Origin of the sequence: Hydrogenispora ethanolica (assembly GCF_004340685.1) — a bacterium.
GTDB classification, from domain to species: Bacteria; Bacillota; UBA4882; order UBA8346; family UBA8346; genus Hydrogenispora; species Hydrogenispora ethanolica.
The window spans coordinates 1-12,054 of record NZ_SLUN01000067.1 but is presented as its reverse complement, the minus strand read 5'-3'; the positions used below and the strand labels follow the sequence as shown (position 1 = coordinate 12,054).

Sequence of the window (12,054 nt, the reverse complement as noted above, 5' to 3'; positions counted from 1 at the left end):
TTGGATTCCCTCCCAGAACATTTGTTCTTTAGTTTATTTTATCACGAACATATGTTCTGGTAAAGCCCTTCCGGATCTAAATTTATAATCATCAGAACACTTATTCACAAAAAGAGCTCTCTCATTCACAAAACAAGCTTGCTGAGCGACTGAGCGAGCTCTCTCATTCACAAAACGAGCTTGCTTATCCACAAAATGAGCTTGTTGAGCGACTGAAAGAGCTCTCTCATTCACAAAACAAGCTTGTTTATTCACAAAATGAGCTTGTTGGGCGACTGAGCGAGCTCATTGAGCCACAAAAAGAGATCGTTTATTCACAAAACACTCTCTTAACGCGCCTCAACAAGCTTAAAACAAATTCGTATCATAATAAAGCCAAGCCGGTATTCTCGCTCGGCTTGGCTGCAATCAATTCCCAGACACGGCTTTTAGATCAATTCCATCTCCACCATGATTTTTCGCAACTGGCTCGTCTCCTCATCGGTCAATGGTCCCGAAGGGTCGAAACAATTGCCGACATCGATGCCGAGCAGTTTCAGTCCGGCTTTGATCACCGAAGGGAATGTACCCAGATTGTAAGCAATGCGCAACGGCGCCACTTTGAATTGGGCTTCCCGGGCACCCTCATGATCGCCGGCCATGAACTTGTTATAGATGTCCACGATAATTTTGGGGGCGACATTGGCGCAGGAAGCCACCGCGCCGGATGCGCCGTAGCAGAGGGCGGCGTAAATTAAGGTATCCCGGCCCATCATGACCGAGAAGTTTTTGTTTCTGGTCAAGCGCAGATATTCCTCGGTGGTCGTCATGTCGCCGGTACTGTCCTTGATGCCGACGATGTTGTCGATCTCCGCCAGCCGCGCCGCGGTCGCCGGGGCGATGTCCACGCCGGTTTTCGGTTTGTTATTATAGAGAATGATCGGCAGGCCGGTGTTTTTCGCCAGGCTTTCGAAATGAGCATAGATCTGATTTTGATTGGGTGTTAAAAACATCGGCGTCAGGGCCGACAATGCATCGACGCCCGCCGCCTCGGCGATCTGCGCCAACTCGATCAAGCCCCGGGTGGTGATGTGATTGACGCCGGCGTACACCGGCACTCTCCCCCGGGTTTCATCCAGGGTGACTTCGAGAACTTGCCGGAATTCGTCATTGGACAAAGCGTAAAATTCGCCGGTGGTTCCAACGGGAAACAACCCGTGGACTCCGCTGTCGATTAAGAAGTTGACCAGCTTGCGTAGGGCCGGTTCGTTGATCTTGCCCTCGTCGGTCAATGGGGTGACCATCGGAGGGACGATGCCGTAAGGTTTAAAATCCATGTAATTTTCCGCCATTTCTCCACGCTGTCAAGTCAATCGGTATGGAGTCTTATCCTATTGCGTGGCAAGTGATAAATCGAATCAAAACATCGGGTCGGCCCCTGGATCATCTTGAGGCCAACCCCATCGCCGCTATTCGGATTTAGCCTGTCGAGTTACAGTCGTATGGGCTAACTTCTCATAATATTTGATGATGCCGCAATGATCTTCCCTTTCAAAGCCGTCCGCCTTGAGCGCCTGCATGATTTCCATGACCTGCGAGGTCAACGGAAGCGGCACGCTCAGCTGATGCGAGGCGTTGAGCGCGTTCGCCAAATCCTTGATATGCAACTCGATCCGGAATCCGGGATGAAACTTGCGGTCCATCACCAGCGGCGCTTTGGCGTCCAAAACCGTTGAGCCGGCCAAACCGCCGCGAATGGCTTGGTAAACCAGGTCGGGATCGACCCCCGCCTTGGTAGCCAAAGTCAAGGCTTCGGACATCGCCGCAATATTTAAGGCCACAATGATCTGATTGGCCAGTTTCGTGACATTCCCCGCGCCGAGTTCGCCCACATAGACGACGGAACCGGCCATGGCTTTCAGCACGTCGTAATAGCGGTCGAAGCTCTCCTTTTTGCCGCCGACCATCACCGAAATGGTGCCGTCGATGGCTTTCGGCTCGCCGCCGCTGACCGGGGCGTCCAGCATCTCCAGGCCTTTCTCCCTGAGCGCGGCGCCGATTTCCTTGCTGGCCACGGGATCGATGGAACTCATATCGATCACCGCCGTTCCCGGCCTGGCTCCCTCGATCACACCCCTTTTGCCGAGAACTACCTCTTTAACATGGGGCGAATTCGGCAGCATCGTGATGACCAGGTCGCTGGCTTCGGCAACCTTCGCGCCGTTCGGGGCGGCGCTGGCGCCCAATGCCACCACTTCATCCACGGCAGCCTGGTTTTTGTCGCAGACTACCAACGGATACCCCGCTTTCAGCAAGTTTTTGCTCATGGGCTTCCCCATGATGCCCAATCCGATGAAACCTATTTTAACCATTGCCGATGTCTCCTTTATCCTTCCCGTTGTCCTTTGCCGGCCCGCGCGCATTGGAGGAGCGCCTTCATATACCCGATGGTATAGGCATAGGCCGCGTTTTTGCCGCCGCAGGATTCCACAAAATCGGGCACATGATCCACGGTAATGACGCCGTCATATTCCGCATTCACCAGTTGTTGCATCACCCGGTACATATCCATGTACCCGTCTTCCAGAAGCGTTTCTTCGAAATACGGAATGGGACTGCTCACATTCCGGAAATGAACGCAGAGGACTTTTTTCTCCCTGCAGAAATAATCGATATCTTCCAGCAGGTTCCCGAATGCGGTTCCTCCCTCCAGCCAGCAGCCGACGCACAGCTTCATCCCGAGATACGGACTATTTCCAGCCAGCGCAAAGGCCCGTTTATAATCCGCGGCGCTGTGGATCAGATTGTGAATCCCAACCAGCATGGGAACGGGCGGATCGTTGGGATGGAGGGCGATTTTAACATTAGCCTCTTCACAGACAGGCAAAGCGGCATCCAGAAAATACTTAAAATTGGCCCAGATCTCTTCCTCTCCGTATTCCCGGCCGTGGGTATGGGGAAGCTTTTCCAATTCATGAATGTCCACAATGCGGGAGACGGAACCGCGCGTCCGATCGCCGATGGCGAATTGGGAAGTAAGGACCTGATTGGGCTCCCAGGTCATATAGTTGACGGGGATGCCCGCCTTGCCCAACCAACGGGTAAAATTGTTATATTCCTCAATCCAAGCGTCCCGATCGGCCAGGCCCAGGTGGATGGCTGGGTTTTTGTAGACTTTAATGCACCCGGCGTCGGTAATCGTGAGCCCGTTTCGGCGCAGCCGCTCCTGAAGCTGCATCAAATGGTCGTAACTGCAATGCTCGTAAGAAAACTGTACCGAAACATATTCGATTCCCATCTGCTTCAAGAACAGAATTTCATCATCGCTGATATTCGAATCAATGATCTGTTGCACTTTCATCTGATTATTCATTGAAGTTCCTTTCCCGTTGGATTAACCAATCCGGTCGATCTTATTTGGTGACTCGCGCCCGCTCCGGCGTCCAGGCGTGGATGCTTACCTGATATATCCCTAAATCGCGTACGTAATCCTGGGTGTAGCATTTATAAAAAGCGACACCGGTGGGGACTAGCAGCGCGTATTCTTCAACCAGCTTTTTGGAAGCGGTCTGCAATAACTTTTTCTTCTCGTCGAAAGTTTTGGCGGCCCGCGCGCCGAACAAGGCCTTCTCATAATCGGGCGGATAAGCGATCAGGCCGTGATTTTTAATTCCTTGCGAAGAGTACAGACGAATATAGTTCTTGGTGAAGTCCAGCTGGCTCGCGCCCTTGCCCATGACAATCCCCGGGATGCTGTCGGCGACTTGCATTTTATCAAGCAACGCGCCGTCCAGTACTTTAATGGTAGCCCGAATCCCGATGGCTTTGAGCGAAGCTTGCAGCGGCACGGCGCTGTCCTGAATCTCCGCCCGGGTGTAGATGGTGGTGTCGAACCCGTTGGGATAACCCGCCTCTTTCAACAATGCCTTGGCCTTTTTGAGGTTATGAACATAGAATTTAACCGACGGGTTATAGGAATAAGCTCCCTTGATCCCAAACTGATTGGTGGCGATTCCCAAGCCGCCGGTCAGGACTTTGGCGATATTCGGATAATCGAGGCTGTGCATGACCGCCTGGCGAACTTTCAATTTTGAGAAAGGAACGTCGGGATCTTTGCTGTTGAACAGGAAGTAGTAGATATCCGCGAGGTTCGGCGACTTCTTGGCGGTATTCTTAAATCCGGCCCGTTCCAAAGATTGAATCGCCACGGCGTCATTTGTCATGACGCAGTCGATCTCTTTATTTTGGAAAGCCGTGATTTGCGTGTTTAAATCAGTGATGATGTCGATCTCCAGAGTATCGAGATAAGGCTGACCTTTGATGCGGTATTTGTCAAAGCGCTTGAAGATCAACTTGCTTCCCTGGACATACTCTTTCAACACAAACGGTCCGGTTCCGACGGGGTTAATTGCGCACCATTCCTCGCCACGCTTCTCATAGGCCTCTTTGGACTGGATCTGCACTTCACTGATAACATCCTGCCAATTGTTGGCCCATTCGGAGAAGCGGATGACTAAGGTCAGATCGTTCACGACCTCGAAGGATTTCGGATTGCATAACTCACTGGCCTTGCCGTTCTTGATCATCTGTTCGAAGTTCCACTTCACCACCTCGGCCGTGAGTTTCGAGCCATCGTGAAAAACCACGCCGGGCCGGAGCTTAATCGTGAAAGTCAACTTTTCCGGATCAATCTTGAAAGACTCCGCCAGCCACGGCTCATAGACTCCCTTGGCATTCAAGCGTCCCAACGGTTCAAGCGCGGGCATCGTGGCCTGGTTATTAATAGTGCTGGTCGATTTGGGCATGTAAAGGGTAAAAGGAGCAGCGATGATTGCAATCTTCAGCGAACCGCCGCGTGCTTTCCCGCTCGCCGCCGCGACAATGGCAGCGGAATTGCGATCATTTCCCGCCCAAAACAGATTCGCGACGCAAACGGCCAGGACAAATAGAGACAGCAAAATTTTTCTCAGGCTAGCCAGCTTCTTCATTATTTCTCCTCCTAAATAATAATTTTTTGAAAAAACACGATTCGACAATTATCATGCGTTCATTCCGTTGCATCCTGCCCCGGACAATCACTCATACAAAAAGCAAGCGACATGATGCCGGTTTCCCGCATTTTTTAGCTGGGGAACCTCCCTAAAGCAACGCTCCGTCGCTTTGGGGCAGCGCTCATGGAAGGCGCATCCGGACGGCCGGTTGGCGATGCTCGGGACCTCCCCGGCCAGTAGGATCCGTTCCCGTTTCTCCTCCACCTCGGGGTCTGCGACCGGAACCGCCGAAAGCAACGCTTGGGTATAGGGATGAAGCGGATGGTCATAAAGGTCGAGGCAGTCAGCCAGTTCAACCACTCGTCCAAGATACATCACCAGAATACGGTCGCTGATGTGCTTGACCACGGCCAAGTCGTGGGCAATGAATAAATAGCTGATCCCCAGTTTTGCTTTCAGATCTTCCAATAAATTGATGATCTGCGCCTGAATGGATACGTCTAGGGCGGAAATGGGTTCGTCGCAAATAATCAGGGACGGGTTACAGGAAATCGCCCGGGCGATCCCGATCCTTTGCCGCTGACCGCCGGAAAATTCGTGCGGCATCCGGTCTTTCAGCGCCGGATCGAGCTCGACGATGCGAAATAACTCATCCACCCTGCGGTCATACTCCACTTGGTTTTTTACGAGTTTGTGGATGAGCAGGGACTCGCCCACGACCGAGCCCGCCGTCTGTCGCGGATCCAGTGAAGAAAACGGATCCTGAAAGATCATGGATATCTTGGGGCGGTAGGATGCCATTTGTTTATCGTTGAGCTTCGCGATGTCCCGCCCCTCAAAGAGGATTTCGCCCTCCTCGGGACGATAAACCCGCATAATGCAGCGGGCCAGCGTGGTTTTACCACAGCCGCTTTCGCCTACAATCCCCAGCGTCTCCCCCTTTCGCACTGTAAAACTGATGCCCTCGATGGCCTTGACATCACCTACTTTTTTCCGCATCATCCCCGCGTAAATCGGGAAATATTTCCGGACATTGTTTACTTCCAGACACAATTCTGCTTTGATCGCATTGGATGGCGCCGATTTTGGAGTTTCATGGGACAGCTCGGCCATTCGAAGGTCCTTTTCTTCCTGGGACAGCCAGCAGGCGGCCTCGTGTCCGGGACCGGCTTCGCCGAGTTTGGGGATGGGCCGTTCCTGGCAAAAAGGTTTATGATACTGGCAGCGGCTGTAAAAAGGACAATACTGCGGCCGGTCCGCCGGGTTTAAGGGAATGCCGTCAATCGGCAATAAGATTCTGTCTTTGGCGTCGTCCAGGCGCGGGATGGCCTTCAGCAGTCCCCGGGTATACGGGTGTTGCGGATTTTTGAAGATGGTTTTGGTATCGCTGGTTTCTACCACATTGCCGGAATACATGACATAAATGCGTTCGGCGAAACGGGCGACGATTCCCAAGTTATGGGTCACCAGTACGACGGCGGTATTGGTTTTTTTGGCGACATCGCGCAGCGTTTCTAAGAGTTGCGCTTGAGTGGTCACGTCGAGCGCCGTGGTTGCCTCATCCGCAATCAAGACGGTGGGGTTGGAAGACATCGCCATGGCGATCATGATCCGCTGCCGCATTCCGCCGGAAAACTGCTGCGGGTAATAGCCGAAACGCGCTTCGGCGTCGGGAATGTTCACCATTTTGAGCATTTCGACGGTTCTTTTGCGGGCGGCCTCTTTATCGAGTTTTAGATGCAACATAATATTTTCCTGAATTTGATAGCCGATGGTCAGGACGGGATTCAGCGAGGTCATGGGCTCCTGAAAGATCATGCTGATCTTGCCACCGCGGATATTGCGCATTTCAGGACTTTGCGCACCGTATTGCAGCAAATTATGGTCAATGCCTTCCAAATACACCTCCCCGCCGATGACTTTCCCCGGCGAGGCGACCAGCTGCAAAACGCTGAGCATGGTGACGGACTTCCCGCTGCCGCTCTCTCCGACGATGCCGATGATCTCGCCGGGATTCAGATACAGGGAGACGCCGTCCACCGCTTTTATTTCTTTGCCTTCAATAAAAAAACTGGTCCGGATATCTTTAACTTCCAGCAAATGATTCATCATCTGTCTCCGCCGCCTTTCTACGATTCGCCACGTAACCTTGGATCCAGCGCGTCACGGATACCGTCTCCGAACAAGTTCAAAGAGATTACCAGGAGTGCCACGCAAACGCCAGGCACCAATGAATAGACGGGATTTTGCAGCAGATAATTTCGTCCTTCGCTGACCATGCTTCCCCAAGAGGCCATCGGGGCGCTGATGCCCAGTCCCAAGAAGCTCAATCCGGCTTCAGCCAAGATGGTGGCTCCAACCTGCTGGGTCATCATGACGATAATCGGCGAAATGCTGTTGGGCAAAATATGGCGTATCATCAGGCGGAAATCGGAATTGCCTTGCAACTTGCCAGCCATAATATAATCGGACTGCTTGATGGTAAGCACTTGACCGCGCATCATCCGCACATAATCGGAGATGGTGGAAATGCCCAAAATAATCGCCAGGTTTCGCAGCCCGCTCCCAAATACCGCTGTCAACGCCATGGCCAACACCACCTGAGGGATAGCGCGCAAAGCCTCTGTCAAACGGGTAATCACGGTATCGACCCAACCCCCGAAATACGCCGCGCACATCCCGAAAAAAGTGCCGATAACGCACGCAATTACTACAGCGAACACTCCAATCAGCAATGATACCCGCGTGCCATAGATCACCCGGCTCAGCACATCCCGGCCATGCATGTCCGTGCCCAGCAGATAAGTGCCGTTAGGTGTGGAAAGAAAGTTGGCAAAATGGGGTTCATCCGGATCAAAAGGGGCAATCACCGGCGCAAACACGGCCAAGCATACAAAGAATAACACCCCAATCATGCCGACCATGACGATCTTCCGTTTCAAGAGGCTTTTCATGAATTTCATTGTTTTTTGTTTCTTACGATTCACTTCCTGAACCATATCATTCAGGCTTGCCGACGGTGCAGCCATAGTCTCACCTCACTGTTCATATTGGATTCTGGGGTCAATCACTGCGTAAAGAATGTCGGTAACCAGATTTGCGGCGCAGGAAACGACGGCCGTTAACAAGACGCAAGCCTGCACCACCGGAATATCCCGGGTTTGAATGGCCTGAACAAAAAGCGAGCCCATTCCGGGAATGGCAAAAACCGATTCGACGAACATCGAGCCTCCGACCAACCCGCCGAGACGCATGCCCATCAGGGTGATAATCGGGATCAATCCGTTTTTCAAAGCATGCACGAAAATGACTTTCTGTTCCGATAACCCTTTGCTGCGGGCAGTCCGCACATAATCCTGCTTAATGACTTCCAGCATGCTCGACCGGGTCTGCCTGGTGGTCGTCGCCACTCCGCCCAAAGCCAGACAGAACAGCGGCATCGCCAGTTGTTTCATGCTTTTTGTAAAATCGGCCCACGGCCAGGTGAACCCGAAAGACGGCAACCAGCCCAAGCATAATGAGAATACGTACATCAGAAGCATTCCCACCCAGAAACTGGGCATACAAGCTGTCAAGTTGGCGAGCAGCGTAACCCCGGTATCCAGTTTCTTGCCGCGAAACACCGCACTGATGACGCCGAACAAAACACCCAACGGCATGCTGATGAAAAAAGCGGCGAGCGATAAAAACAATGTGATGGGTACCCTTTCCTTTAACAGTTCCAAGGTACTTTTATGAAACTGGACGGATTGCCCGAAATCACCGGTGACCGCATGGCTCACCCAAGTAAGATAACGGACATAAATCGGCTTATCTAATTGCAATTCTTTAAATACCCTCGCATATTCTTCCGGAGATACTTCCTGCCCAAGCATGGCGAAAACCGGATCGCCGGGCAAAAAGGACATCAACAAAAAAATAAAAACGGAAACGATCAACAAAACGCCAACAATCTGCACTATTCTTTTCCAAACATATGAGCCCATGGAAGAAGCCTCCTGTGAATCAGGATAATATCAAAAGAAGAACCGTTATCTGACAAACAAAAGCTTTACTACATCCGGATACAGCATGGGGCGTATTGCACCCCCCTTTCCAATCATTCCATTATGAAACGCTTTTGGTAATCTCGGTCAATGGGTTAACGGTAATTTCAAATGGATGTCATTTCTGTTTCAATTTGTTTCACTTCTCATGAAATAACCAGTTCTGTTAATCATTTTACAATCATTATTTAATCAATCCGAAACTCTTCTTCATTATAAGTGATGAATTCAACCGATTACAATACTTCAAGCCTGCATAAACAGGACTTTTTCGATTTTATTTGAGCCGTTTTTTCATTTATTGCATTAAATATTTCATTTTATTTCGTTTATATTTCAAAGCATTCACAAAAAGAATGTGACATAAGAAATAGGATAGTCATTTCGAGAGAAAGATACGGAGGGAATCGGACTCGCTGGTTTTCGGCGAGCGCCATCAGGGCAACGGCGCTCTTAAGCAGGAAGAGAAGGAAGAATTGAAGGCCTCAAGCGTAAGGGTTAGCGGTTATTCATGTTCCGGGAGGAACGCTCGGCCAACATCAGCGGCAATAGCGCGGAATTGTTTGGGCGGCTTCATCGGGGCTACACATCGAATTTGTACTTGATATGATATTTCTTGATCTTGCGCCACAGGGTGGTGGTGCTGATCCCCAGCTCCGCGGCGACCAGGTTGCGGTTGCCTTTGTGCTTTTCCAGGGCCTTCAGGATCAGGGACGACTCGGGGTTCTGATAGACAATGACCTTTCCGGCGGGCTCTCCCGCCGCGAATTTGTCTTCATCCCAGGAACCCGTGAAAGAAGCGAGGCTGCGGTCGATCAGCTCGCTATCCAGCACTTTTTTGTCCGCCAGGATGACCAGCTTTTCACAGAACCGTTTGAGCTGCTGGACATTGCCATACCAGGGATAGGCGGTGATCATCTCCCGGGCATCCTCGGTCAGGATGATGTATTTCCGGTAAAAATTGCCGTACTCTTGGATGTAGTAATCCAGCAAATCGGCGATATCCTCCTTTCTCTGCCGCAAGGGTGGCAGATACAGCTCCAGGACGCTCAATTCATAATAGAGTTCCTCGTTGAACTTCCCTTCCTTGACCAGGCGAGTCAGGTTGACGTCGGTGGCGCAGATGACCCGGACGTTGACCGGATACGCTTTTTCGCTTTCCAGCCGCAGAAAGGTTCCCTGCTGCAAAACCCGCAACAGATTGGTTTGGCAATAATCATTCAGCTCCGCCACATGATCCAGGAAAAGCGTCCCGGTATGCGCCAGTTCGAAAGCGCCCTTCACTACTTTGCTGGAGAGATTGGTATACGGGTTTTCAACCGCATACCCGAAGAGCTGCTTTTGCAGGAACTCTTTGGGCACGCCCTGGCAGTTGACGCTGACGAAGGGGCCCTGCTGCCGCAGGCTGGAATTGTGAATGCATTCGGCCATGGCGCTTTTGCCGGTCCCCAGTTCGCCGCTGAGCAATACCGGGAGATCATATTTGGCGTAAGCATTGGCGGCGCTCTTCAGCCCCTTCATCGCCTTGGAACGGCCGGCCAGCCGGTTAAAGGTATGTTCGGCCACATACCCTTTGGTATAAAGCTTCTTGCGGATCTCCGCCTCCATCTCCTCAATCTTCTTGAATTCCCGGAACGACAAGATCATGCCCTGCGAGACGTTGTCCACCGTCATATTGGCCAGATTGGCCACCAGGGCCAGGTTGTCGTGGTTGATGATGATCGAATAGAGGCTCTTGCCCTCGACCAGCACCTGGCGGAGCTGGTCTTCGTCGGGCAGTTTCAGGATGTCGGTGATGGGCTTGCCCAGCATTTCGTCGGAACTTTTGCCCAAGATCTTTTCGGCCATATAATTGACCACCGTCACGCAGCCCTGATTGTCGAGGCGGATGATCCCGTCAAAGGAATAGTTCAGGATGGTCCGCAATTCAGCGGTGTTGGTCTTCTCCAGCTCGATGGCATAGGCCATACGCTCGGCATTGCGGAAGGCGTCGGCGATGCTGTCGAGCTGCGACTTTAAAAACAGCGTGGGCAATCCCCATTTTTGGGCGCATTCGATGGCGATCTTGCCGCCGATCAGGATGTCGACCTTGTCTTCCCAGGCCCGCCGGGCGGCCTCCTCCAACTCCTCGCCCTTCTCCACGAAATATTCGCGGATGGTCAGATCGAGGATCTCCTCGAAGGGCTTGGTGTTGCTGAACATGCTTTTGACGCCCAAGATGCCGATGACCGGGTGGCTTTTGCCGGTCAGTTTGCGGGCCTCGTTGATCAATAGCGCCAATTCCTGGCCGGTGAGCACGATCTCCACCACCGGAATCTGAGTGTATTTCCGGACCAGATAGGCCTGGGTGCCCCGGGCGATGACGATATCTGCGCCATTCCTGACGGCCAGGTTGGCCTCGGCCACCACGTCGGCCGAGGTGATCAATTTGATCTCGACTTCCATATCAAAATTACCGGCTATCGCCGCCGCCTGTTCCAGCATGTCCTGGTTGGCGGCCATAAACGCTATCTTTGCCATCGCTCGCTCCACCTTTTGCGCGGTGTTTATGAAATTAATGAATTTCCGGATAAGCCGCAACGGCTCCCTGACATTCGAAAGCTGCGGCTTGAATCCTTTTTTAATATTACTAAATATTACTATATAAGTTCAGCTAGCGAACTTCAATTTAAATTTTTTATCCGCCGGCAACGTTGGATGAAATAGGGGCGTCGAAAACGATTCGCGCAACAAAGCAAGGCCAGCGCGATGCGGCGCCGGCCTCAAAGTGTAGACAAAACCCGCTTCCTTGCCTCACGGCTTGAACGCGGGTTTTGTCTATACTCTGGTCCCGTCCGTAATGGACGGGATTGTTTTATTTGGGTCTGTTTCACCTGCCTCAAAATCGTCTAGGATTTCGAGCTGAACGCAATGATTTCACCTTATTGGAAAAACCCTACTAAGTTAACCTGTTGTGCTATTTGAACTGAAAAAAGGTATAAGAAATCCAGCAAAAAAGTCCGACTTATCAAATGGCTAAAAGAGATAAGGAGAGACAA

Annotated in this window: 8 protein-coding genes; all 8 read right to left on the bottom strand. The window is 51.8% G+C overall.

Features of this window, described 5'->3' with window-relative positions:
- Positions 1-428 precede the first annotated feature (428 nt).
- Complete coding sequence (gene dapA / locus EDC14_RS26005) at positions 429-1,316, bottom strand: 4-hydroxy-tetrahydrodipicolinate synthase (protein ID WP_132018180.1); 888 nt, start codon at positions 1,314-1,316, stop codon at positions 429-431.
- Positions 1,317-1,448: 132 nt separating this feature from the next.
- Positions 1,449-2,402, bottom strand: a complete 954-nt coding sequence (gene garR, locus EDC14_RS26000; protein WP_132018177.1) for a 2-hydroxy-3-oxopropionate reductase — start codon at positions 2,400-2,402, stop codon at positions 1,449-1,451.
- Entirely contained in the window at positions 2,366-3,352 is a 987-nt protein-coding gene (locus tag EDC14_RS25995) for a mannonate dehydratase (protein WP_132018174.1), read from the bottom strand. The genes garR and EDC14_RS25995 overlap by 37 nt, the downstream gene beginning before the upstream one ends.
- Positions 3,353-3,392: 40 nt before the next feature.
- Positions 3,393-4,967 carry an ABC transporter substrate-binding protein gene (locus EDC14_RS25990; protein WP_132018171.1) on the bottom strand — a complete coding sequence of 525 codons (1,575 nt, stop codon included), beginning with the start codon at positions 4,965-4,967 and terminating at the stop codon, positions 3,393-3,395.
- Between the two features lie 87 nt (positions 4,968-5,054).
- Positions 5,055-7,082: an ABC transporter ATP-binding protein gene (locus EDC14_RS25985; protein WP_279388803.1), complete on the bottom strand. Its 2,028-nt coding sequence runs from the start codon at positions 7,080-7,082 to the stop codon at positions 5,055-5,057.
- Positions 7,083-7,099: 17 nt separating this feature from the next.
- Complete coding sequence (locus tag EDC14_RS25980) at positions 7,100-7,999, bottom strand: ABC transporter permease (RefSeq protein WP_243663127.1); 900 nt, start codon at positions 7,997-7,999, stop codon at positions 7,100-7,102.
- 9 nt (positions 8,000-8,008) lie between these two features.
- Entirely contained in the window at positions 8,009-8,956 is a 948-nt protein-coding gene (locus EDC14_RS25975; protein WP_132018168.1) for an ABC transporter permease, read from the bottom strand.
- 642 nt (positions 8,957-9,598) lie between these two features.
- Complete coding sequence (locus EDC14_RS25970; RefSeq protein WP_132018165.1) at positions 9,599-11,536, bottom strand: sigma 54-interacting transcriptional regulator; 1,938 nt, start codon at positions 11,534-11,536, stop codon at positions 9,599-9,601.
- Between the last annotated feature and the right edge of the window lie 518 nt (positions 11,537-12,054).

Excerpts from the sequence above, each read along its gene's own strand:
- dapA (WP_132018180.1), bottom strand. The coding sequence starts at position 1,316 with ATGGATTTTAAACCTTACGGCATCGTCCCTCCGATGGTCACCCCATTG.
- garR (WP_132018177.1), bottom strand. The coding sequence starts at position 2,402 with ATGCGCGCGGGCCGGCAAAGGACAACGGGAAGGATAAAGGAGACATCG.
- EDC14_RS25995 (WP_132018174.1), bottom strand. The coding sequence starts at position 3,352 with ATGAATAATCAGATGAAAGTGCAACAGATCATTGATTCGAATATCAGC.
- EDC14_RS25990 (WP_132018171.1), bottom strand. The coding sequence starts at position 4,967 with ATGAAGAAGCTGGCTAGCCTGAGAAAAATTTTGCTGTCTCTATTTGTC.
- EDC14_RS25985 (WP_279388803.1), bottom strand. The coding sequence starts at position 7,082 with ATGATGAATCATTTGCTGGAAGTTAAAGATATCCGGACCAGTTTTTTT.
- EDC14_RS25980 (WP_243663127.1), bottom strand. The coding sequence starts at position 7,999 with ATGGCTGCACCGTCGGCAAGCCTGAATGATATGGTTCAGGAAGTGAAT.
- EDC14_RS25975 (WP_132018168.1), bottom strand. The coding sequence starts at position 8,956 with ATGGGCTCATATGTTTGGAAAAGAATAGTGCAGATTGTTGGCGTTTTG.
- EDC14_RS25970 (WP_132018165.1), bottom strand. The coding sequence starts at position 11,536 with ATGGCAAAGATAGCGTTTATGGCCGCCAACCAGGACATGCTGGAACAG.